The 23,670-nt window shown below is 61.8% G+C and carries 19 protein-coding genes and 1 tRNA gene; 3 read left to right on the plus strand and 17 right to left on the minus strand.

Features of this window, described 5'->3' with window-relative positions; translation table 11 throughout:
* Window positions 1-44 precede the first annotated feature (44 nt).
* The 10 genes from JFN90_RS09565 to JFN90_RS09610 form a co-directional block, all read right to left on the minus strand.
* Entirely contained in the window at window positions 45-206 is a 162-nt protein-coding gene (locus JFN90_RS09565) for a DUF6290 family protein (protein ID WP_199394892.1), read from the minus strand.
* 41 nt (window positions 207-247) lie between these two features.
* The gene (gene sucD, locus JFN90_RS09570; protein ID WP_199394893.1) at window positions 248-1,120 is read right to left on the minus strand and encodes a succinate--CoA ligase subunit alpha; all 873 of its coding nucleotides are present in this window, start codon (window positions 1,118-1,120) and stop codon (window positions 248-250) included.
* 9 nt (window positions 1,121-1,129) lie between these two features.
* Complete coding sequence (sucC, locus tag JFN90_RS09575; protein WP_199394894.1) at window positions 1,130-2,299, minus strand: ADP-forming succinate--CoA ligase subunit beta; 1,170 nt, start codon at window positions 2,297-2,299, stop codon at window positions 1,130-1,132.
* A gap of 496 nt (window positions 2,300-2,795) precedes the next feature.
* Window positions 2,796-5,045, minus strand: coding sequence for an NADP-dependent malic enzyme (locus JFN90_RS09580; RefSeq protein ID WP_199394895.1), 2,250 nt, complete (start codon window positions 5,043-5,045; stop codon window positions 2,796-2,798).
* Window positions 5,046-5,182: 137 nt separating this feature from the next.
* Window positions 5,183-6,496, minus strand: coding sequence for a dicarboxylate/amino acid:cation symporter (locus JFN90_RS09585; protein ID WP_199394896.1), 1,314 nt, complete (start codon window positions 6,494-6,496; stop codon window positions 5,183-5,185).
* Window positions 6,497-6,893: 397 nt separating this feature from the next.
* Window positions 6,894-8,300, minus strand: a complete 1,407-nt coding sequence (locus tag JFN90_RS09590) for a sigma-54-dependent transcriptional regulator (protein ID WP_199394897.1) — start codon at window positions 8,298-8,300, stop codon at window positions 6,894-6,896.
* Complete coding sequence (locus tag JFN90_RS09595) at window positions 8,297-10,093, minus strand: transporter substrate-binding domain-containing protein (RefSeq protein WP_215906751.1); 1,797 nt, start codon at window positions 10,091-10,093, stop codon at window positions 8,297-8,299. The genes JFN90_RS09590 and JFN90_RS09595 overlap by 4 nt, the downstream gene beginning before the upstream one ends.
* A gap of 223 nt (window positions 10,094-10,316) precedes the next feature.
* Complete coding sequence (locus JFN90_RS09600) at window positions 10,317-12,299, minus strand: heterodisulfide reductase-related iron-sulfur binding cluster (protein ID WP_199394899.1); 1,983 nt, start codon at window positions 12,297-12,299, stop codon at window positions 10,317-10,319.
* 106 nt (window positions 12,300-12,405) lie between these two features.
* On the minus strand, window positions 12,406-13,362 hold the full coding sequence (locus JFN90_RS09605) for a YbgA family protein (RefSeq protein ID WP_199394900.1): 957 nt from the start codon (window positions 13,360-13,362) through the stop codon (window positions 12,406-12,408).
* Between the two features lie 76 nt (window positions 13,363-13,438).
* The gene (locus JFN90_RS09610) at window positions 13,439-13,621 is read right to left on the minus strand and encodes a hypothetical protein (RefSeq protein WP_199394901.1); all 183 of its coding nucleotides are present in this window, start codon (window positions 13,619-13,621) and stop codon (window positions 13,439-13,441) included.
* Between the two features lie 311 nt (window positions 13,622-13,932).
* Between JFN90_RS09610 and JFN90_RS09615 the strand changes: the two genes are divergently transcribed.
* Window positions 13,933-16,758 carry a hybrid sensor histidine kinase/response regulator gene (locus JFN90_RS09615; RefSeq protein WP_199394902.1) on the plus strand — a complete coding sequence of 942 codons (2,826 nt, stop codon included), beginning with the start codon at window positions 13,933-13,935 and terminating at the stop codon, window positions 16,756-16,758.
* A 49-nt stretch (window positions 16,759-16,807) separates the two neighbouring features.
* On the opposite strand, the gene fusA is transcribed toward JFN90_RS09615, so the two are convergent.
* A complete protein-coding gene (fusA, locus tag JFN90_RS09620) occupies window positions 16,808-18,877 on the minus strand; it encodes an elongation factor G (protein ID WP_328755543.1) in 2,070 nt (689 codons plus the stop codon).
* 222 nt (window positions 18,878-19,099) lie between these two features.
* On the opposite strand from fusA, the gene JFN90_RS09625 reads away from it, so the two are divergent.
* On the plus strand, window positions 19,100-19,552 hold the full coding sequence (locus tag JFN90_RS09625) for a BON domain-containing protein (RefSeq protein ID WP_199394904.1): 453 nt from the start codon (window positions 19,100-19,102) through the stop codon (window positions 19,550-19,552).
* A gap of 106 nt (window positions 19,553-19,658) precedes the next feature.
* Here the strand turns inward: JFN90_RS09625 and JFN90_RS09630 are convergent, their stop codons facing one another.
* The gene (locus JFN90_RS09630; protein ID WP_199394905.1) at window positions 19,659-19,832 is read right to left on the minus strand and encodes a hypothetical protein; all 174 of its coding nucleotides are present in this window, start codon (window positions 19,830-19,832) and stop codon (window positions 19,659-19,661) included.
* 16 nt (window positions 19,833-19,848) lie between these two features.
* Window positions 19,849-20,208 (minus strand): VanZ family protein, encoded by a 360-nt coding sequence (locus JFN90_RS09635; protein WP_199394906.1) that lies wholly within the window; start codon window positions 20,206-20,208, stop codon window positions 19,849-19,851.
* Between the two features lie 234 nt (window positions 20,209-20,442).
* On the opposite strand from JFN90_RS09635, the gene JFN90_RS09640 reads away from it, so the two are divergent.
* On the plus strand, window positions 20,443-20,865 hold the full coding sequence (locus tag JFN90_RS09640; protein WP_199394907.1) for a pyridoxamine 5'-phosphate oxidase family protein: 423 nt from the start codon (window positions 20,443-20,445) through the stop codon (window positions 20,863-20,865).
* A 116-nt stretch (window positions 20,866-20,981) separates the two neighbouring features.
* On the opposite strand, the gene JFN90_RS09645 is transcribed toward JFN90_RS09640, so the two are convergent.
* The 4 genes from JFN90_RS09645 to JFN90_RS09660 form a co-directional block, all read right to left on the minus strand.
* Window positions 20,982-21,272: a putative quinol monooxygenase gene (locus JFN90_RS09645; RefSeq protein WP_199394908.1), complete on the minus strand. Its 291-nt coding sequence runs from the start codon at window positions 21,270-21,272 to the stop codon at window positions 20,982-20,984.
* 161 nt (window positions 21,273-21,433) lie between these two features.
* Window positions 21,434-21,520 (minus strand) — tRNA-Leu (locus JFN90_RS09650).
* A 22-nt stretch (window positions 21,521-21,542) separates the two neighbouring features.
* Window positions 21,543-21,824: an integration host factor subunit beta gene (locus tag JFN90_RS09655; protein WP_015721554.1), complete on the minus strand. Its 282-nt coding sequence runs from the start codon at window positions 21,822-21,824 to the stop codon at window positions 21,543-21,545.
* A gap of 54 nt (window positions 21,825-21,878) precedes the next feature.
* The gene (locus JFN90_RS09660; protein WP_199394909.1) at window positions 21,879-23,633 is read right to left on the minus strand and encodes a 30S ribosomal protein S1; all 1,755 of its coding nucleotides are present in this window, start codon (window positions 23,631-23,633) and stop codon (window positions 21,879-21,881) included.
* Window positions 23,634-23,670: the final 37 nt, after the last annotated feature.

Genomic DNA, 23,670 nt, shown 5'->3' on the forward strand with positions numbered 1-23,670 from the left:
GCTCCTCTATACTCTTATGCAGTCGATTCTTTCCCGCCGCCCGGCTAGGGCGCGGCTTGCCAGGGGACCATGTCCTGCAGGGCCTCCCGCATCAGGTCGGACACCTTCATGTTGACTTCTTTGGATATCTTCTCGATGGTTTCGCGTTCCTCGCGGCTCACCCGCACCGAGAGCACGTGATAGCGTGCGTTATCTTTCTTTTTCATGTCGTTCTCCGCCGCCACATCCTCGTGGCACTTTTACGTTGTTACGGTTTGTAGACCTTGAGCAGCGCCTGCGCCATCTCGGCGGGGGTCGCCGCGACGCTGATGCCGCACTCCTTCAGCACCGCCACCTTCTCGGTCGCAGTCCCCTTGCCGCCGGAGATGATGGCGCCGGCGTGCCCCATCCTCTTGCCCGGAGGGGCGGTGACCCCTGCGATGTAGGCCGCTACCGGCTTGGTCATGTTCTCCTTGACGAAGCGGGCGGCCTCCTCCTCGGCGCTGCCGCCGATCTCGCCGATCATGATCACCGCCTCGGTGTCCGGATCCTCCTCGAAGAGGCGCAGGCAGTCGATGTGGCTGGTGCCGTTCACCGGGTCCCCGCCGATGCCGACGCAGGTGGACTGCCCGAGGCCGATGCTGGTCAACTGCCAGACCGCCTCGTAGGTAAGCGTGCCGGAGCGGGAAACGACGCCGATCTTGCCGGGCTTGTGGATGTAGCCGGGCATGATGCCGATCTTGCACTCCCCGGGGGTGATCACGCCGGGGCAGTTGGGGCCGACCAGCCGGGTCTTTTTGCCGACCAGGTACTGTTTCACCTTGACCATGTCGAGGACCGGGATCCCCTCGGTGATGCAGCAGACCAACTCAACGCCGGCGTCCACCGCCTCCATGATGGAGTCGGCGGCAAACGGCGGCGGGACGTAGATGACGCTCGCGGTGGCGCCGGTCGCCTGCACCGCCTCGGCCACGGTGTCGTACACCGGGAAGCCGTCGATCACCGAGCCCCCCTTGCCGGGGGTCACCCCGCCCACCATCTGCGTGCCGTACTCCCGGGCGCCCTGTGCGTGGAACAGGCCGGTCGCGCCGGTGATCCCCTGCGTGATGACCCTGGTCTCCTTGCCTATCAATATGCTCATGGCGTCCCCCTAGGCGGCAGCCGCAACGGCGGCCACGATTTTCTGCGCTCCGTCGGCCATGCCGTCGGCGGCTACTATGTTGAGGCCGCTTTCGGCCAGAAGCTTCTTGCCCAACTCCACGTTGGTCCCCTCCAGGCGCACCACCAGCGGCACCTGGATGCCGACCTGGTGCGCGGCCTCGATGACGCCGGTTGCGATCACGTCGCACTTCATGATGCCGCCGAAGATGTTGACCAGGATCCCCTTCACGTTCTTGTCCGAGAGGATGATCTTGAAGGCCTCGGTGACGCGCTCGATGGTGGCCCCACCGCCGACGTCCAGGAAGTTGGCCGGGTCGCCGCCGTAGTGCTTGATGATGTCCATGGTGGCCATGGCGAGGCCGGCGCCGTTCACCAGGCAGCCGATGTTGCCGTTAAGCGAGATGTAGGAGAGGTCGTGCTGGGAGGCCTCGATTTCGTTCGGGTCCTCCTCGTCAAAGTCGCGCATGTCGCCGATCTGCAGGTGCCGGAAGAGGGCGTTGTCGTCGAAACCGAACTTGGCGTCCAGGGCAAGCAGGTCACCCTCGGCGGTGACCACCAGCGGGTTGATCTCCAAGAGGGAGCAGTCGCAGGCGATGAAGGTGGCGTAGAGGTTGGTGAGAACCTTGACCGCCTTGTTGGTCAACTTTCCTTTGAGCCCCAGGGCGAAGGCGATCTTGCGGCACTGGAACAGGGTGAGGCCGACCAAAGGATCCACCGCCTCGGTGACGATCTTCTCAGGCGTGTTGGCCGCCACCTCCTCGATGTCCATGCCGCCTTCGGTGGAAGCCATCACGGTGACGCGGGAGGTGCCGCGATCGACCAGGAAACTAACGTAGAGCTCGTTGGCGATGTTGCAGCCGTTTTCCACCAGCACCCGGTGCACCACCTTCCCTTCCGGCCCGGTCTGATGCGTCCTCAGCGTCATGCCCAGCATATCGCGGGCGATCATCTGCACTTCGCTGGAGGTCTTGGCGAGCTTGACGCCGCCCCCCTTGCCGCGCCCGCCGGCGTGGATCTGCGCTTTCACCACCCAGGGCCCCTCGCCCAAACGCTTGGCCCATTCCCTGGCGCTGGCGCCGTTGTAGCAGACGTGGCCGTCGGGGACCGGCACGCCGAATTTTCTCAGAATCGCTTTGGCCTGGTACTCGTGGACGTTCATTTTCCCTCCTTAAAGCCTCTGTTTTAGTAAAACTGCCAAGCGTACAACATTAACCTGTTCTTGTTTTATTTTGGCCTAAATCCGGGGGTCAACGCCGCACCACACTCATATACTCCCATGATAGTTTTTTGGCAAACACTTTTATAATATTTCCACAAAATAATTGGTCATACCAAAATTCTGCACCAATCCAGACCGGCAGTGAGATTGACAGGTCACCCGAGAAACACCGAACGAATGTTTGAATTACACATATTTACTCGTAATTACTAAGCAACCAATCGAGCCGGGAAAGTCGAGGCCGTCCCAGTAAAACGGAGCCGGCAACGTTATTTGGTTACATGGTAATACGGCAATATCAGGAGGCCAAATGAGAGACAAACGACAAAAGTCCAAAATAAAACACTCCGTAAACGAATCGAACCGCCGGCACAAAAAAATCCCCCCTCCCACCTCGACAGAGGGGAAGGGGGGATCGGTTCTGACCAAGCGACGGTTACGGGTTTTGGGCGTCCACGACGGCAAGGGCGGCCATGTTGACGATGTCGTTCACATCGTCACCGCGCTGCAGCACGTGCACCGGCTTGTTCATTCCCATCAGGATGGGGCCGATGGATTCGGCGCCCCCCAGGCGGCGCAGCAGCTTATAGCAGATGTTGCCGGAATTGAGGTCCGGGAAGATGAGCACGTTGGCCGGGGTCTTCAGCTTTGAGAAGGTGAAGCCATCCAGAAGTTCCGGCACCAAGGCGGTATCAGCCTGCATCTCACCCTCGACGATAAGGTGCGGGGCCCGCTCCTTGACCAGTTCCACGGCGCGCTTTACCTTGCTCGCCTGCGGGTGCTCCACCGAGCCGAAGTTGGAGAAGGAGAGCATGGCGATCCTCGGCTCCACGTCGAGCATGGCAACCTTTTCGGCGGCGAGGATGGCGGTTTCGGCCAGCTCTTCCGCAGTCGGGTCGATGGTGACGGTGGTATCGGCCAGGAAGTAGACCCCCTTCTTGAACACCATCATGTACAGGCCGTGCACGCTGGAGAGCCCCGCTTGCTTGCCGAGCACTTCCAGCGCCGGGCGGATGGTTTCGGGATAGTGGGTGTCGATGCCGCCCAGGAGTGCGTCGGCGTGCCCCTTGTGCACCATCATGGTGCCGAAGTGGGTGCGGGACTTGCGGCGCATGATGCGGCTGGCCTCGGAGCTGGTGATCCCCTTTCTCTGGCGCAGGCGGTACAGCTCCTGCGCGTACTCCTCGGTATACTCGCTCTCGGTCGGGTCGACGATGGGAACCTCGAGGTCGAGGTTCAGGTCATCCATCTTCTGCAGGATCTTCTTGCGGTCGCCCACGAGGATGGGGTGGGCGATCCCCTCTTCCACGATGATCTGCGCCGCGCGCAGGATCTTCTCGTTGTCACCTTCGGGGAAGACTACCTTTTTCGGGTCGCTCTTCGCCTTGTTGATGATGCTGCGCATGATCTCCTTGGAGCGCCCCTGCGAACATTCCAACTGCTCGATGTACTTCGCCATGTCCTCGATAGGCTGACGCGCGACGCCGCTGTCCATGGCGGCTTGGGCGATGGCCGGCGCCACGTGCAAAAGGACGCGCGGATCGAACGGCTTGGGGATGATGTAGTTCGGGCCGAAGGAGAACTTCTCGTTGCCGTAGGCCTTGGAGACCGAGTCGGGCACCTCCTCCTGGGCAAGTCGCGCCAGGGCGTGCACCGCGGCGAGCTTCATCTCCTCGTTAATGGCGGTGGCGCGCACGTCGAGTGCCCCGCGGAAGATGAAGGGGAAGCCGAGCACGTTGTTCACCTGGTTGGGATAGTCGCTCCTGCCGGTGGCGATGATCACGTCCCCGCGCACCGCGTGCGCCTCCTCCGGGGTGATCTCCGCGTCGGGGTTCGCCATGGCGAAGATGATCGGGTTGGGCGCCATGGAGCGCACCATCTGCGGGGTGAAGGCACCCTTCACCGAGAGGCCGAAGAGGACGTCGGCGCCGTTGGCCGCCTCCTCCAGGGTGCGGAACGGGGTGTCGGCGGCGAACAGCTCCTTGTACTTGTTCATCCCCTCCACTCTGCCCTTGTAGATGACCCCCTTGGTGTCGCACATGATCATGTTGTTCGGCTTCACGCCCAGCGCGATGGCGAGCTTGGCGCAGGAGTTGGCCGAGGCGCCGGCGCCGTTGACGACGATCCTGATGTCCTCGATCTTCTTGCCCACGAGCTGCAGCGCGTTCAAAAGGGCGGCCGACGAAATGATGGCGGTGCCGTGCTGATCGTCGTGGAAGACCGGGATCTTCATGGTCTTTTTCAGCTCTTCCTCGATATAGAAGCACTCGGGCGCCTTGATGTCCTCCAGGTTGATGCCGCCGAAGGTCGGCTCCAGGAGTTGGCAGGCCTTGATGATCTCGTCCGGGTTCTCGGTGTCCAGCTCGATGTCGAAGACATCGATGTCGGCGAAGCGCTTGAAGAGGACCCCTTTACCCTCCATGACCGGTTTGCCGGCAAGCGCGCCCAGGTTGCCAAGCCCAAGGACCGCGGTGCCGTTGGAAACGACGGCCACCAGGTTCCCTTTGGCGGTGTACTTGTAGGCGTCGTCGGGGTTCTGCTGGATGGCGAGGCAGGGTTCGGCGACACCCGGCGAATAGGCAAGCGACAGGTCGGCCGCGGTCTGACACGGCTTGGTGGCGATGACTTCGATCTTCCCTTTCCTACCGTTACAGTGGTAGTCAAGTGCTCCCAGTTTCTTGCTCATCTATGCAATCCTCCTGTTCCAGCTAATTTTGGTTCAAAAAAAGAGGGCAGCAGCAACCACGTGCTAGCCCTCTCTCAATAGCCCCTGTCGGGGCCAAAATGTGGCGGGGGGCGGACCGGCCGCCCCCGCATGCAAAATTATGCCTCTTCCGGCTCCGGCTCCAAAAGCCCCATCTCGGGCTCTTCTTCGATCTCCTGCTGATTCAGCACGCGATGCATGCGGTCCATGTCGAGTTCGTTCTCCCAGCGGGAGACCACCACGGTGGCTACGCCGTTGCCGACCAGGTTGGTGAGAGCGCGCGCCTCGGACATGAAGCGGTCGATGCCGAGGATCAGTGCCAGGCCCGCCACCGGGATGGTGGGGATGGCGGCGAAGGTCGCGGCCAGGGTCACGAAGCCGCTGCCGGTGACGCCGGCGGCACCCTTGGAAGTCAGCATGAGCACGCCCAGGATGGTGATGGTCTGGGTCATGGTAAGCGGCGTGTTGGTGGCCTGCGCCACGAAGATGGCGGCCATGGTCAGGTAGATGGAGGTGCCGTCCAGATTGAAGGAATAGCCGGTCGGGATGACCAGGCCCACCACGGACTTGGTGCAGCCCAGGTTCTCGAGCTTCGCCATCATGCGCGGCAGGGCGGACTCGGAGGAGGAGGTCCCCAGTACGATCAGGAGTTCTTCCTTGATGTAGGAGATGAACTTGAAGATGTTGAAGCCGCAGATCTTAGCGATGGTGCCGAGCACCACGAAGATAAAGAGCAGGCAGGTGAGGTAGAAGCTCCCCATCAGCATGCCCAGCTTGGCCAACGAGCCCAGACCGAACTTGCCGATGGTGAAGGCCATGGCGCCGAAGGCGCCGATGGGAGCGAACTTCATGATCAGGTTGACCACCCCGAAGAGGGCGTGGGAGACGTCATCGATGAACTTGTAGATGGGCTTGCCCCTCTCGCCAAGGGCGGCCAGTGCCAGACCGAACAATATGGCGAAGAAAAGCACCTGGAGGATCTCACCCTTGGCGAACGCGTCGACCACGCTGGTCGGGATGATGCTCAGGGCGAAATCGGCGAAGCTGTGCGACTTGGCGGCGGTCGCGGTGTAGGTGGCGAGCCCCTTGGTGTCCAGCTTGGTGACGTCGGCGTTCATGCCAACGCCCGGCTGGATCACGTTGATCACCAGCAGGCCAATGCCCAGGGCCAGAGTGGAGACCAGTTCGAAGTAGAGCATCGCCTTGCCGCCGACGCGTCCCACCTTCTTCATGTCGTCCATGCCGGCGATGCCAGTGACCACGGTACAGAAGATGACCGGGGTGATGATCATCTTGATCATCTTGATGAAGCCGTCGCCCAAGGGCTTCATGGCCGCACCGGTGTCGGGCAGGTAGTAGCCCAGCGCGATACCGATGGATATCGCAAACAGCACCTGGAAGTACAGAACCTGGTAGAACTTCTTCGTTTTCATGGTCTCTCCTTTTTGGTGGCTCATCTTGAACCTGTATAAGATCCGACAAAGGCGTGTAGCCGATAACATTGTTTGACACTTCATATCAGCAAGACGAATACCAAAGCCTGTATACGGATGTAACTATCCGGATACACGTCGAAAAATAATGTTTTACACAGGAGCAAAACAACGAAAGGCATTAACCAAAGAAAACACCTTAGCTGTTGCAATCGAAAAAGCGGTTTAATTACGGAGAGATAAGGGCCTTAACCACGGTTAAGCAGTTAACCAAGGTTAACACCATTACCCTTTTGGAGCGGCGACTGGCGCGTCTGGGGATGGGATTGAGGGGATAAAAGACGAAAATAATTTACTGCGGCTTTGGCGGGGAGAGCGACTCTCCCCGCTGCACTTATTACTTGCGGGACATCTTGAGACGCTTGTTGAGTGCGGGCGCGGAGATGCCCAGAAGTCGCGCCGCTATGGCCTGTACGCCGTTGGCGCGGCTGATCGCCTCCTCCACCAGCAGCTCGGCGGCCTCGACAAAGGTGGGGAGCCGCTCGAAAGCCGCAAACGGGTTTTGAGTTTGGGAGGCGAGGGGCGCCGTGTCCCGGCTTTGCCCGATCGCCTTGAGGAAACTGTCCATAGAAAGGATACGTTCCTTGTGCAGACTGACCGCGTTGTAGACCATGCCGCGCAGTTCGCGCACGTTACCGGGGAAGCTGTAGGTGGCGAGCACCTGCGCCAGTTCCTTGGGAGGGGTCGGCTTCTTCTTTCCCAACGACTTCGCCGCCTCCTTAAGGAAGTAGTCGAGCAGGAGCGGGATGTCACCGGGCCTTTCCCTGAGCGGCGGGATGTTGATGCGATGCGTGCATAGGCGGTAGTAGAGGTCACGCCGGAATTGCCCCGCCGCCTCCCGTGCGGCCAAGTCGCGGTGCGTCGCCACCACGATGCGGGCGTTCATCCTCTTGGGGCGGTCGCCGCCAAGCGGGAAATATTCCCCCTCCTGCAATAGCCTCAGGAGTTTTACCTGCGAAGCGATGCTGAGATCGCCGATCTCGTCCAGAAACAGCGTGCCGTTTCCCGCCTGCTCGATCATGCCGGGGCGTGCCTGGTCCGCGCCGGTGTAGGCGCCGCGCACGTGACCGAAAAGGGTATCGGCAAACACTGTGTCGTCCAGCCCGGCAACGTTCACGGCCACCAAGGGGCCGGAGCAGCCGCTCAGGTTGTGCACGGCGCGGGCAACCAGCTCCTTGCCGACGCCGCTCTCCCCAGTGATCAAAAGCGGCTGGTGGCTGGGGGAAACCGCCTCCACGTAGTTGAACAGGTCGTGCATGCGCGCGTCCGCCGTGACGATGTCGACGAAGGCCTCGGGATGCTTCAGCTCGCGCGACAGCATCCGGTCCGACATGGTGCGGAATTCCTGCTGCAGTTCCAGGATGCGCACAGCGCGCAGCACCCCGCTCACCAGGCGGTCCTCCTCGTCGGTCTTGACGATGTAGTCGAAGGCGCCCAGCTTCATGCAGCGCACCGCGGTTTCCAACTGGTTCATGCCGCTCACGACGATGGCCATGATCTCGGGGTGGCTCTCCCCGATCTGCTGCAACAGCGTCTCGCCGCAGGGCTGCGGCATGGTCAGATCCAAGAGCACCAGGCCGATGCCCCCCTGGTCGAGAAGCCCCATCACCTCACGGCTCTCCTGGCAGGTGACGATGTTGTTGATCCCGGCGCAGCTCTTCAGGGTGAGGGCGAACGACTTGAGCCAGGCGGGCTCGTCGTCTACCAAGAGGATGCCGAAGCCGGGGTAGAGGGTCTTTTTCATGGTGCCGAACTCCTGTCGGGGACGGGGAAGGAAAGGGTCACCGTGGTGCCCGCCCCCGGGGTGGACTGAAACTGCAGCGAGCCGCCGTGATCCTCGACGATCCCGGAGGAAACGGAAAGCCCGAGACCGGTGCCGCCGCTGTCCCGCTTGGTGGTGAAGAAGGGGTCGAGCAGGTACGGGAGGTGTTCTTGGGCCACCCCGATACCCTGGTCGGTGACCTGGAGCTGCACCTGTCCCCGGGCCGGGTCATAGCTGCTGCCCACGAACACCCCGCACTCGCGGTTGGGAAGCGCCTGGCAGGCGTTCAGGACCAGGTTGACGATGACCTGCTCGATGCGCTGGGCGTTGCCCAGGATCGGTGGCAGCGAGCCGTGGAAGGCGGTCTGGAAGTGGCTGGTGGAGGAGCGGATAGTGGGGTCCACAAGGCGGAGCGCCGTACGTGCCACAGCGTCCAGGTCGATGAGCGATTTCTGCCCCATGTCCTTGCGGGCGAAATCCTTTAAATCGTTGACGATGCGCTTGATGCGCTGCGCCCCGTCCTGCATCTCGTCCAGGATGCGCGGGATCTCTTCGCGCATCTCCGAGTAAGGCACCCCGCCCAGCATGAAGTCGCCGCGCTCCCGGTAATGTTCCTCGAGGATCTCCTCCGCGTCGTCATGCACCCGCTTCAGCACCGGGATGTCCAAGAGGAGCAGGCCGTTGGGGTTGTTGATCTCGTGGGCCACGCCGGAGACCAGGGTCCCCAGCGAGGTCATCTTGTCGGCCTGGATCAGCTTGTCCTGGTGGCGCTTCAACGCCTCCAGGGCCTTGTTGCGCTCGGCGACCTCCTGGGCCAGCGCCGTGGTCCGCTCCGCCACCCGCTTGTGCAGGGTCTTGGACCAGAGCGCGATCGCAGCCAGGATGATGAGCAGGGGCGCGAGGATCATGGCGCCGTATTTGAGGGCGAGTTCCCGGGTCACCCGCGGGGGGTCGTTCACGCCGAGCCAGCGGTTGTAGATCTGGGCGTACTGCCCGGTCTTGATGACGATGGCAAGCCCCTCGTTGAAGCGGGCCAGGAGTTCCTTGTCGCCGCGCTCCACCGCGTAGCAGTACTGCTCGCTCACCACGGCCTTCGCCACCGGCACCAGGTTGGAGAGGTGCAGCTCGCGGATCAGGTAGATACCCGGCAGTTGCGCCACCACCGCGTAGTCCCCCTGACCGGAGGCGAGCAGCCGCAGCGCCTCGGCCGGCGTCGGGGTAAGCACCAGGTCCTTGGCGAACCCCATCTGCTTCAACCGCTCGTGCATGATGCCGTCCTGGAAGACCAGCACCTTCTTGCCGCGCAGCTCCTCCAGGCTTTTCACCGGCTTAGTGTCGCGCCGGGCAAAGATGGCATGGTGCACGATGGTGTGCGGCGGCGAAAACTCGACCGTGTTCAGCCGTTGCGCCGAGTAGGAGAGCCCCTGCAGGATGTCGACGCTGCCGTTTTGCAGGCCGGCGCGCACCTCGGACCAGTTGCCGAAGACGAAGCGAACCTTCATCCCCATCACCTCGGCGATGGCGCGGGTCAGGTCGACGTTGTAGCCGGCGGGATTGCCGTCTTTATCGATGAACTCGTAGGGTGGATAGGCGCGGTCGCCGCCGACCACGACGGTGGCGGGCGTCCCCTGGTGCGCCGGGTCGGGGATGAAATCGGCGCGCGCGTGGAGGCACAGCGGGACCAGCAGCAGGAAAAAGGCCAGGAGGATTGTGCCGGGGAGGGCCGGGGTAAGGCGGAGCAACCTGGTGCCGAGGGATTGGGTTTTGCCTGTCAAGGCGCGGTGGACCACTGCTTCGTCCTTAAAACTGGAATATGGGCGTCCCGGCTGCCGGCGGCAACGAAAAAGCCCATCACACTATCGCACGCATGAAGCGCACAAGTCAATGAAGCTCATGAGAGGGAGGGGACTGGCTCCGCAGGTGCCAGTCCCCTTTGGTGCTAATCATGGGAGGTAAAGGAGCTAAAGGGGGACAGGCACCTTTCGGAGCCAGTCCCCTTTACAGCCGCGCCGCTACCAGCTCAGCCAGGTCGCGCACGGCCAGATCCCCCTCCAGCCCGCCGGTCTTGATGCCGTCCTCGAACATGGTAAGGCAGAACGGGCAGTTGGAGACCAGCATCGGAGCGTGCGTCTCCCCGGCCATCTGCACCCGGGCCACGCTGATGCGGGTGCCGACCTTCTCCTCGGCCAGGATGCGCCCCCCTCCCCCGCCGCAGCAAAAGCTTTCCAGGCGGTTGCGGTCCATCTCGGTGATACTGCCCCCCAGGCGCTGCAGCATCTCGCGCGGCGGCTCGAAGATGTCGGCGTAGCGGCCGATGTAACAGGAGTCATGGTAGGTGCAGTCGAAGCGCTCGCCGGGGCTCAGCTTCAGCCGCCCCTGGTCCGCCAGCTCCGCCAGGAAGGTGGTGTAATGGCTAACCGGAACCTCCAGGCCAAGATCGCGGTAGTCGCGCGCCAGGGTGTTGAAGCAGTGCGGACAGGTGGTGACGATTCTTTGCACTCCATATCCCTTGATGCGCTCGATGTTCTCCTGGGCCATGGTCTGGTACAGGTACTCGTTGCCCAGCTTGCGCGGCGGCTCGCCGCAGCATTTCTCCTCCTTGCCGAGAATGCCGAGCCTGATACCGGCCGCCGAGCAGATCTTGGCGAAAGCCTTGGCGACCTCCTTGTTCCTGCGGTCGAAGGAGGCGTAGCACCCGACGAAGTACATCACGTCGAAGGGCTCGCCGCTCTCCAGGGTGACCACGTCCAGCCCCTCGGCCCACGCGCCGCGCTCGGCCCAGGCCAGCCCAAACGGGTTGCCGTTCACCTCGTAGTTGCTCATGGCAGTGCGCACCTCGTCGCCGGGGAACTTCCCCTCCATGAGTGCCAGGTTCCGGCGCATTTCGAGGATCTTGTTGACGTGCTCGATGTCGACCGGGCAGATTTCCTGGCAGGCGCGGCAGGTGGTGCAGTCCCAGAGCACCTCCTCGGTAATGTAACGGCACAGGTCTCCCTGCGGCTCGTTAAGCGCCATCTCCCCTACCTGCTGCACCACCCGCATCGGCGAGAGCGGCTTCTCGGTGTGCCAGGCGGGACAGCGGTCTTGGCAGCGCTTGCAGAGCGTGCAGGCGTCGGCGTCGTAGATGTCCTTCCAGGCGAGGTCGGTGGCTTTGGCGGCCCCGAACTGCTCCGCGGTCTCGTCCTCGAGATCGATGGTGGCGATGGCCCCCTTGGGGCGCAGGTCGGTGAACAGGTAGTTGGCCGGATCGGTGAACAAGTGCCGCAGCTTGGTCCAGGGGATCACGATAATGAAGCCCATGGCCAGGAAGAAGTGCAACCACCACAGCGCTTTGTGCGTCGCCGAGATACCGGCCAGGCTCATCCCGGCGAACAGTGGGGTGAGCAGCAGCCCTCCCGGGGAAAGCCGCGCCAGCTCCGGGTTCTGGTGCACCTCGGTGGCGGCCATCCGGAGCGCCTCCACCACGAAACCGGTGACCAGAATGGTGAAGAGGAGTGCGTGGGCCAGGTAATCGTCCCGCTTGGTGGGGAGCGCCGGGGGGCGAACCAGGAACCGGCGCACGAAGAGCCCCGCCAGCATGAGGATGGCGATGATGCCGGCCAGGTCGAGGGTGAGCGAGTAGGCCTTGTAGAAGGTTCCCTTCAGGAAGGTCCACCCCGCGAGCGGCGCGGTGAAGTCCACCTGCAGCATGATGAGCAGCGTGCCGATGAAAAGGAGCAGAAAGCCCCAGAAAAAGAAGGCGTGCAGCGTACCCGGCACCTGGACCCGGAGCACCTTGGCCTGGGTCAGGGCCCCTTGCACCATGAGCTTAAAGCGCAGCGGGAGCCGGTCCAACCGCTCCAGGGGCTTGCCCTGCCGGTACAGCGGCAGCCGCGACCAGAAGCCCCAGGCGCACCCGCCGACGGCGAGCAAGGCGAAGAGGTACATGACCCAGATGAAGCCATGGTTGACGTTCCAGTAGATCTCGCGTGTCGCTTCCATACGGCACCTCTGTCAGTTGCGGAATTGGCAAACTATAGCCGAAGAGGGCGCTCCGGGATAGAGAAAATCTAATAGGCGGGTTTCGGGATGGTGGGCGGCAGCCCGGCTAGACGTGGTTGCGCAGCATCAGCTCCGCCGGGTGGGGGGAAAGATAGACCTGCTGGCTCAGGTACTCCTGCCGGTACTTGGCGACGTAGTGCCTGAGCATGGTGAGGGGCACCACCAGCGGCACCAGCCCGTCGTGGTACTGCTTGATGAGCTGCAAAAGTTCCTGCTTCTCCTCGACCGAGAGGTGCTTCTTGAAGTATCCCATGATGTGCATCAGCACGTTGGTCTGCTTCTTCGCGGTCGCGTGCAGCTCCAGGGCCTTCATGTAGAGCTCCTGGTAGCGCTCCAGCAGTTCTGGAAAGGCGATTTCCTTCCCCGTGGCCACCAGCGCCCCGAGTTCGCGGTAGAGCTGGGTGCTGTGCGACATGATCAATAGCTTCTGGCAGGTGTGAAACTGCACCAGCCTGCCCAGGTCGGGCCCCTCCGCGAGAAAGTCTTTCCAGCGCCGAAAGGCGAAGACCCGCTCGATGAAGTTCTCCCGGAGCACCGGGTCGTTCAGCCTCCCCTCTTCCTCCATCGGGAGTTGCGGGAAGCGCCGCGCCACCGAGGCCGCGAAGAGACCGCTGCCGCTCGCTGCGGGCATCCCCTCCCGGTACACCTTGACCCGGAACAGTCCCGAGGAGGGGGAACCCTTCTTGAAGATGAAGCCGCACAGGTCCTCGGCCGCCAGCTGCTCCACCTTGGCGCGGCAGAACGCGAGCATCTGCTCGGTCTTGTCGATGCGGGTGCGGTGAGTCATCAGCCGCGGCTGTGCCGGGTCCCCCTCGAGCCGCATCGCCTCGCGCGGCGTTGTCATGCCGCACTCCACCTCGGGGCAGACCGGCACAAAGCTGAAGAACCTCCCCAGTACGCCGGTGAGGTAGGGGTCGTGCTTGTGGCCGCCGTCGTAGCGTACCTTCTCCCCCAACAGGCAGGAGCTGACGCCTATCTTGATGGGTGCGCCGGATCCGGACATGTAACCCTCCCCATAGCCCCTCTTCAGGGACGGGAGACATTGTGGCAGAAAAATCCCCCCCGCGCCAGCCGGGACTTCACAGCAGCGGGGCGTCCGGGCAGAAAAGCCCTTCACCGATGAAGAGCCGCACCTGTCGGGGAGGCATTGGCATCCTCAGGTCGTGCCTGGGAACGAAGTTGGCTTCGCGGTCCAGCAGAGGCTGTTGCTTGGGGGAAAGATGGGTCCTACGATCAGGGTTCGATTCGAGCATCAAGAACACGTGGTTGCTCCTTTTGGGACAGTATCAGCGGGTCTCCGCTTTGATGCAATATCTCAACCAAAGTCATAACCTCGCAATTTCTCGAAAAAGAGCATGACAAAAGGTTGCGACAAAGGCGACAAAGGCTCCAAAATTTCGTCGTACTATGCCGAAACCTTGACAGCATGCACAGTCACAGACGCTGTACCGACTGCTCATATTTGTAAGGAAGTTCACACAGGTACATCCCTCCCTGATTGAACATTCAGCACGATCTGATATAACGCTATCTTGTTGTGAATCCAAGTGACCGGCAACACGGAGACATGCCGATGTTCGACTCGCTGGAGCAATGCCGCGCCCTGTTCGATGATCTGCCCCTGGGAATGTTCATCCAGGCTTCTGACGGCACACCGCTGGATGTCAATGCCGCCGCTCTGGAGGTCTTCGGGATGGAACGGGACCTGTTCCTGCGACACAACAGCGACTCGCCCCAATGGCACCTGTGCACGGCGCAGGGAGCCCCTCTTCCGCCCGACCAGCACCCCGCCACATCCGCCTTCCTGGGCACACCCGCCCGCGACGTCAACCTCGCCATTCACAACCGCCGCAGGGGGCGCCTAGTGCCGGTCTGCATGGACGCCATGCCGATCAAGTCCGCCGACGGAGGCGCCCCTGCCCATGTCTGCGTCATCGTCAGGGAGACCCACGAGGCCGAAAGGGCGCTGCAGGAAAGCGAGTCCCGCTACCATGCCATGGTGCAGACCCAGGCCGAGTTCGTGGTCCGTTACCGGCGCGGCGGCACGCTCACCTTCGTCAACGACACCTACTGCCGCTATCTGCAAAAGGAACGGGAGGAAATGCTGGGGCAGAATTTCTACCCCTTCTTTTTCCTGCAGGACCGCGAGGCGTTGATCCGAAACGTCGAGAGCATGACCGAGGAGAACCAGGGGCAGTCGCTGGAGGTACGGGCCTGGCTCCCCGACGGGCGCCTGGTGTGGCAGAAGTGGAGCAACAGCGCCATCATGGACGATGCCGGACAGATACTGGAGTTCCAGGCGAGCGGCATGGACATCACCCGAAGCAAGCAGGCCGAGGAGAGCCTCAAAAAAAGCGAGGAGCGCTACCGCTCCCTGTTCGACAACATGATGAACGGCTTCGCCTACTGCAGGATGATCCTGGACTCCTCGCTCCCCCAGGACTTCGTATTCCTGGAGGTGAACAAGAGCTTCGAGCGACTCACCGGCCTGCGCGCGGCCGGGGGGAGACGTATGAGCGAGGTGCTGCCCCGCCTGTGGGATTCGGACCCGGAACTGCTGGCCGCCTTCCGGCGCGTCGCCCTGAGCGGCAAGCCGGAGCAGATGGAATGTTACATCAACGCCATCAGCGAGTGGCTCTCGGTGTCCGTCTACAGCCCGGAACCCGGCTGCTTCGTCATCGTGTTCGACGTGATCACCAAGCGAAAGCGCACCGAGGAGTGCCTCGCCTTCCTGGCGCAGTCCCACACCTCCGACGCGCCGGAAGAGCAGTTCTTCCACCGCCTGGCCCGCTACCTGGCCACCACCCTGGACATGGATTTCATCTGCATCGACCAGTTGGAGGAAGGAAACCTCTGGGCCCGCACCCTCGCGGTCTACTACAACGGCAACTTCGAGGAGAACGTCCGCTACACACTTAAGGAAACGCCCTGCGGCGAGGTGGTGGGAAACAACATCTGCTGCTACCGCGAAGGGGTGCGCGAGCTTTTCCCCAACGACCAGGTACTGCAGGACCTGAAAGCCGAGAGCTACCTGGGCGTGGTGCTATGGAGTTCCACCGGGGTTCCCATCGGGCTCATCGCGACCATCGGCCACAAACCGCTGTCGAACCGGGAGCTGGCGGAAGAGATCCTGCAGATGGTGAGCGGCCGTGCCGCCGCGGAGTTGGAGCGCCGCATGCACGAAGAAGAGCGCCTGAGGCTGGAACAGCAGCTCCTGCATGCCCAGAAGCTGGAGAGCCTGGGGATCCTGGCCGGCGGCATCGCCCACGACTTCAACAACATCCTGACCGGCATCCTCGGCAACTCCAGCCTGGGACTCATGCGCATCGACCCGGGCTCGCCGGCGGTGGAGAACCTGCAGAACATAGAGAAGGGGGCGATCAGGGCGGCGGACCTGGCCCGGCAGATGCTCGCCTACTCCGGCAAGGGGATGTTCGTGGTCGAACCAGTCAGCCTGAACGGCCTCCTGACCGAGATGGCCCACCTGCTTGAAGTCTCCATCTCCAAGAAATCCCGGCTGGTGCTTGAACTGACCCAGGAACTCCCGCCGGTGCAGGCGGACTCCACCCAGTTGCGCCAGATCGTGATGAACCTGGTGATCAACGCATCCGAGGCGATCGGCGACCGCGGGGGAACCATAACCATCCGCAGCGGTTTGCGCCATTTCGACGAGCTGTATCTGAGAGGGGCCTGGTCCGAAAAGGAGATCAAGGAGGGGGAATACCTGTTCGTACAGGTGGAGGACGACGGCTGCGGCATGGACGAAACCACGCTGTCGCGCATCTTCGACCCCTTCTTCACCACCAAGTTCACCGGCCGGGGGCTGGGAATGTCGGCGGTGCTGGGGATCATCAGGGGACACCGCGGCGCCATCAAGGTGGAGAGCACACCCGGTCGCGGGACCACCTTCACTGTCATCCTGCCTGCCAGCGACCTGCCGGTCCTGGACGAGGCGGCCGAGCAGCAGCCGGCGCCGGAGGAGACCTGGCGGGGGAGCGGGACGGTGCTGCTGGTTGACGACGAGGAGTTCATCTGTAACGTGGGCGCTTCAATGCTGGAGCAGTTGGGCTACCAGGTGGTCACCGCTCTCAGCGGCGCCAAGGCCGTGGAACTGTACCGCGACCGGGGAGATGTGCGCTTCGTCGTTCTCGATCTGACCATGCCGCACATGGACGGGGAGCAGACCTACCAGGAGCTGAGAAAAATTGATGCCGAGGTGAAGGTGATCATTTCCAGCGGCTACAGCGAGCAGGAGGTGACCCGGAAGCTCTCGGGAGCGGGCTACCTCGCCTTCATCCAGAAACCGTACAGCATGCAGGCGCTCGCCGAGGTGATGAAGTGCTGCGACACCCAACGCAGGGGACCCAGGACCGAAGGTCTCCCTCCCACTACTTGCTGACCGAGGGGGACAGGCACCTGCGGAGCCAGTCCCATTCCGTTTCCTCCCCCTACGTGAGGCCGAAGCGCTCCTGTACCTCCGCGGGAGCCTCTTCGAACCCCTGGAACTCCATGGTGTAGCTGCCGCGCCCCTTGGTCGCGCTACGGAGCTCGGTCATGTAGCCGAACATCTCGGCGAGGGGAACGGTGGCCTTTACCAGCTCGAGCTCGCCGCGCCGGTCGAGCCCCTCCACCCTCCCTCTCTTCTGCTGCAGCCCCCCCAGCACCTTCCCCAAGTGTTCCGTCGGCGTCTCCAGCTCCAGCTTCATGATCGGCTCAAGCAGCATGGGAGCTCCCTCGCGCGCCGCCAGCACCAGGCCGCGCTGGGCCGCCCCGCGCAGGGCGAGTTCCGAGGGAGCCGGCGCGCCCTGCTCCACGGGGACCTCCTGCACCCGCACCTCCAGGTCGGTGAGCGGGTACCCGGTGAGGCAGCCGCCGCTGCACGCCTCCAGCAGGCCCTCCTGCACGGCCGCCAGGAGCTCAGCGGCGATCGGCGCCGCCGGGTCCGGCAGCAGGACCCTGACCCCCGTGCCACGCGGCAGCGGCACCAGGCGCAGCAAGAGCTCGGCAGGTTCCGGACGCTTGTCGGCAAGCGCCGTGAAGAGTTCGCGTCGGGTCACCTCGTGCCTGAGCGTCTCGCGGTACACCACCCTGGGCCGCCCCGTTTTCACCTGCACGCCGTATTCCCGCCGCAGCCGGTCGATGACGATCTCCAGGTGCAACTCCCCCATGCCGGTCAGGATGGTCTGCCCGGTCTCCTTGTCCTCGTGCACCCGGAAGGTCGGGTCCTCCCACTGGAAAAACTCGAGCGTCCCCAAAAGGTGGGCCCGATCCTCCCCCCCCTTCGCCTCCACGGCCAAGGAGACCACCGGCTCCGGCACGCTCACCCCTTCCAGGAGCAGAGGTCGAGCGGGATCGCACAGGGTGTCGCCGGTCAGGGTCGACTGGCACCCGGTGACCGCCACGATGTCTCCCGCCAGCGCCTCGGCGACCTCCTCCCTGCGGTGCGCGTGCATGTGGAACAGGTGCCTGATGCGCTCGTTACCGCCGCGGCTCGCGTTCAGCACGGTGGCCCCCGCCTTCACCCTGCCGGAGTAGATGCGCAGGTAGGTGAGTCGCCTCCCTTCCTCCGCCATCACCTTGAACGCCAGCGCGCGCAGCGGCTGGTCCGGATCGCAGCTGAATGTCTCCGCCTCGCCACTGACGGGATGCCTCCCCACCATGCCCGGGAGATCCAGCGGGGACGGCAGGTAAAGGCAAACGGCGTCGAGGACCGGCTGCACCCCCTTGTTGCGCAGAGCCGTGCCAAGGAGCACCGGAAAGATCTGGCAGGCAAGCGTCCCCTTACGCAGGGCCCGGTGCAGGTCCTCCGCCGCCACCTTGCGCCCCTCCAGAAAGTCCGCCATCACCTTGTCATCGAAATCGGCGGCCACCTCGGTCAACTCAAGGCGTGCCAGCCGCACCGGTTCGGCGTACTCGGAGGGCACCGGCGCCCGCACTACCGTGCGTCCCAGGTCCTGGTCCGAGAAGGAAAGCACCTCTTCCCCCACCAGGTCTATCACTCCAGCGAACCCCGCCTCGGTCCCCACCGGCAGTTGCAACAAGGCCGCCCGCGCTCCCAAGCGTTGGGCCATGTGAGCCAGCACGTGGTCGTGGTCGGCTCCCATCCGGTCCATCTTGTTGATCAGGCAGACCCGGGGCACCCGGTAGCGGTCCGCTTGGCGCCAAACCAGTTCGCTCTGGGGCTGCACCCCCTCCACCGCGCTGAAGATGGCCACCGCCCCGTCCAGGACCCTGACGCTCCGCTCCACCTCTATGGTGAAATCGATGTGTCCGGGAGTGTCGATCAGGTTGAGCCGGTGGTCACCCCAGCGGCAGGACGTGGCGCTGGCAGTGATGGTGATGCCACGTTCCTGTTCCTGCGGCATCCAGTCCATGACCGCCTGGCCGTCGTGCACCTCCCCCATCTTGTGCGTCTCCCCGCTGTAGAAGAGGATACGCTCAGTGACCGTAGTCTTGCCCGCATCGATATGGGAGATGATGCCAATGTTTCGGATGTGAGAAACGTCGGAGGCTGAAATCGTCGTTCTCCTTTGGCTGGTGGCCGTGGAACTGTGGTTCGAAAAGTCTAATAATATCCGACCACCTGCAGAAGTCAAAAAGGGATTCCCAGGTAGTGCCGTCACACTAGCTGCTTCTTTCTGTTGCTTACGTATTGACATACCACACTCAATGTATTAGTTTTTACTAATTCTTAAACGGGAATTATCCCAATACCACATCTCAAGGAGGAAGTCAGGACCATGAAAACGATCACTATTCTGCTCGCCGCCACACTGTCAGCCGCCGTCGCCTTCGGCACACCGCCCGCAGTTCACGCCTCCCAGAACACCACCAAGAGCGACACCAAGGCCGATAACACCAAGAAGAACAAGGAAGAGAACAAGGGCGCGACCGCCGAGCAGCAAAAGGAGAACAAGACCGACCGGGAGATCACCCGGGAGATCCGGCGCACCGTGGTGAAGGACAAGTCCCTGTCCATCACGGCGCACAACGTGAAGATCATTACCAAGAATGGGCACGTCACCCTGAAAGGGCCGGTGAAGAGCGAAGAAGAGAAGAATACCGTGGAAAAGGCTGCTGCCAGCGTGGTCGGCAAGGGGAAGGTGACCAACGAACTGGAAATCGCGCCCCCGAAGGAGAAGAAAGAGAAAAAGGACAAGAAAGAGCAAAAAGAGCAGAAAGAGAATAAGTAGATTAGGTCCCTGCGAGGGCTTGCAAACGCGTGACAACAAAGGCCAGGCGGCCACGGCAGCCTGGCCTTTGCCATTGCCGGCATCGGCACGAGGTTAAAAGACTCGTTTACCTGTTGCGGCGCTCCTGCTTGCGCGCCAGCAGCAACTCCCACTGCTGCTGCACCTCCTCAGGCGCATAACGCTTGAAGAAGCGAGGGAAGAACCTGGCGATGAGCCGGTCCTCCCAGGTGAACGTGGCAACCCAGCGCTGCGCAGGATCTGTATCGCGTCCTTCTTTCATGACCGCCACCTCGACATCACCAGCGCCCGGTCAGCTGCACCTGCCGCGCTGATGCCTTTATCCAGAGCTTACCGTTGATGAGTTCTCCCGCAAACATGCCGGTCGCCGATCCCAGACCGTCGGCCAGAAGATCATACCAACTGAAATGCGTACCGGTAAACTCATCCGCCACTTCGATGGCAAAGCCGGGGATCATGGCGAGTCCGGTGGCGGTGACCATCCGTTTGGGGCGCTCCAGGTCCGTGGCGTGGTACAGCACGGTGTCGAAGGCGAGGCCTAAGATGGCGCCGCCGCCGAAATGGGAAATCTTATCCTTGTCGAGGGCCTGAGCCGGCAGGGCAAACAGTAATGCGAGGAGAACGATGGCTGTTTTCATTGCTGTAACCTCCTGTACCTGTGTGCTGCGACCGATTGCACCATGCGCCTACAGGAAAGCCGATACAGGCCATCATTTTACCGAATTGCCGCTTCATCACCACCGTCCACAAACTTTTTATTGGCAATACTTAATTGAAAACATCAAGACACCTTCTTGCGGGCAGGGCGATTGTTGTATAATATCCGTTGTCCAAGCTAGCAGCGCCATCACCGGGCTTTCAAGGAGCGAGATATGAACAAGCAAGAAATAATGGAATTTTTGAACTCCAATCCGATATTCCACATGGCGACCGCCGACGGCGACACTCCGCACGTGCGCGGCATGCTGTTATACAGGGCCGACGAGAAGGGCATCGTCTTCAATACCGGCAAGATCAAGGATCTTTACCACCAGTTGAGCAAGAACCCGAAGGTCGAGCTCTGTTTCACTAACGGCATTTTCGAGAACCTGATCCAGGTCCGGATCACCGGCACCGTAGAGGCCATAGAGGATCTGGAGCTGAAAAAAGAGATCGTGGCCAAGCGGGAATTCTTGAAGCCCTGGATCGACAAGGTCGGCTATGAACAACTGGCGGTGTACATAGTGAAGAAAGGGAGCGCCACCGTCTGGACCATGGCAACCAACACCGATCCCAAGGAGTACATCCAGCTTTAGCCGTCCTGTAGCGTACTAGATATGACAAAGGCGTCTCCCGTGAGGGAAGACGCCTTTTTACGTTGAACCAACCTGCCTGATCTGGAGCCGGTCCTCGGCGCCAGCTTGCACTGCATTCACACCAGCTCAGTCAGCCGGTTTACGGTCTTGTCGGTGATCAGGTCGCTGACGGCAGCGACGTAGGCCTTGAAGTGTGCCGAGTCCATGTGCTGCTCAAAAGCGACCTGGCTGGCCCAGTTTTCGTAGAACACGAAGACGGCCGGGTCGGTGCTGTCCTGGTGCAAGCGGTACTCGATGCAGCCGTTCTCCTGGCGGGTCGGAGCAAGCATCTTGATGACTTCAGCTTTTACCGTCTCGATGCAGTCGTTCTTTGCGGTCAGTTTTGCCACGATGGTTACTTTTGACATGTTGTCCCCCTTCGTTCTTTCTTGAAGATAGCTCCTCGTGAGGTAGCCCGGTCGCGGCAACGAATCCCAACGGGAAATTGGTTGCCTTCATAATCACCCGGCAGTCCCAAAGAAAAAGGGCTATGCCTAAACATAGCCCTTCTTACAGTTGTGTTTCACCGTGGTGCCCGGAGCCGGGGTCGAACCGGCACGGCTGTGAGGCCGACGGATTTTAAGTCCGTTGCGTCTACCAATTCCGCCATCCGGGCCGATCCCGTCGGTTGCTTGCTGCTAGAGGTTGTTCACGCGCTCCCGCAGGTCTTTCCCGGTCTTGAAGAACGGAGTCTTCTTGCTCGGGATGCTGACGATTTCCCCGCTCTTCGGGTTCCTCGCCTCGCGCGGCTCGCGGTCACGAATGGTGAAGCTGCCAAAGCCGCGGATCTCAACCTTGTCACCGTTGGTGAGAGCCTCGCTCATGGCGTCGAACACCATGGAGACTACCGCCTCGGAATCCTTACGGGTCAGCGCGCCGCGCACTTCCACCAGTTTGTCGATCAATTCGCTCTTAGTCATTTAAACACCTCAAATATGAATCTATAAGATTATTCAGTCGGCGAAGTGACTGGTTTATTCTTCAGTGCTCTTCTTCAGCTTCTCTTTGAGGAGGTCGCCGAAGCTGGAGGTTGCCTCACCCTGGCTGCCCATGTAGGAAGCGATTTCCGCTTTCTCCATCGCGGTCTGCAGCGCTTTGATGGAAAGGGCGATTTTCTTCTCGACCATATCCACGTTCAGCACCACTGCGTCGAGCTCGTCGCCGACGTTAGCGAAGTCTTTCGGGGAAGCGACTTTCTCGTAGGAGATCTCGGAGACGTGGATCAGACCTTCGATCCCTTCCTCGATCTCGACGAAGATGCCGAAGTCGGTCACGGAGGTCACCTTGCCGCGAACCTTGGAGCCGGGCTTGTACTTCCTGGGGATCTCTTCCCACGGATCCGGAACCAGCTGCTTGATGCCCAGGGAGAGACGCTCGTTCTCGACGTCGATGTTGAGAACCACGGCCTGCACGGTCTGCGCTTTGCCGAACAGCTCGCCCGGGTGCTTCACGCGACGGGTCCAGGAGATGTCGGAGACGTGGACCAGGCCGTCGATGCCGTCCTCGATGCCGATGAAGACGCCGAAGTCGGTGATGTTTTTGATCTGGCCTTCGATCTTGGTGCCGACCGGGTAACGCTCGCCGATCACGGTCCAGGGGTTCACCTCGGTCTGCTTGAGGCCCAGGGAGATCCTGCGGTTGCCCGGATCGACGCCCAGGATCACCGCCTCGACGTCCTCACCAACCTTGAGGATTTCGGACGGATGACGCACGCGACGGGTCCAGGACATCTCGGAGACGTGCACCAGGCCTTCGATGCCGTCCTCGAGGGAGATGAATGCGCCGTAATCGGTGAGGCTCACCACCTTGCCGCTGACGCGCTCGCCTTCCTGGTAACGGTCGGCAACGTTCAACCACGGATCGGGTACGGTCTGCTTGAGGCCCAGGGAGATCTTCCCTTTCTCGCGGTCGTACTTGAGCACCATGACCTTCAGGGTGTCGCCCACCTTGACCATTTCGGACGGGTGGCCCAGACGGCCCCAGGACATGTCAGTGACGTGCAGCAGGCCGTCGACGCCGCCCAGGTCAACGAACGCACCGTACTCGGCGATGTTCTTCACTACGCCGTTGACGATGTCGCCTTCCTTCAGGGTGGCCAGGGTCTCGGTCCTTGCCTTGTCACGGTCCTCTTCGAGCAGCACGCGGCGGGACAGCACCAGGTTGCCACGCTTTCTGTTCAGCTTGAGGATGCGGAACTGGTAGGTCTGGCCGACAAAGCGGTCCATGTTGCCGCCGGGACGCAGGTCAACCTGCGAAGCCGGGAGGAACGCCTCGACGCCGACATCGACGGTCATGCCGCCCTTCACCTTGCCGGTGATCTTGCCTTCGATGGTGCCGCCTTCGCCGGCAGCGGCGATAGCTTCCCAGGCAACCTGGGAATCGGCTTTCTTCTTGGAAAGGACCATGTGGCCGCGGATGTTCTCACCGCGCTCGAAGTAGACGTTGACTTCGTCGCCGACCTTGACGGTCAGGTCGCCATTCTCGTCGATGAACTCGGCGATGCGGATAGCACCTTCGGACTTGTAGCCGACATCAACCAGCACCACGTCCTGCTCGATCTGAACCACGACTGCCTTGACGACTTCGCCGCTCTGCGGCTGCCTCAGACTGTCCTGGAAAAGGTCGGCGAACTCGCCACCCATTTCTGCCTGGTCCAGCTCCTCGTCATTATCGTGTAACCGCCTAATCGGCATATCTTTTTTCTTGAACGTACGTTTTTCATCACCCATTGAAACTGTTACCCCCTCGTGTAATCTCCATATAAAA

Origin of the sequence: Geomonas propionica (assembly GCF_016458235.1) — a bacterium.
GTDB lineage: Bacteria > Desulfobacterota > Desulfuromonadia > Geobacterales > Geobacteraceae > Geomonas > Geomonas propionica.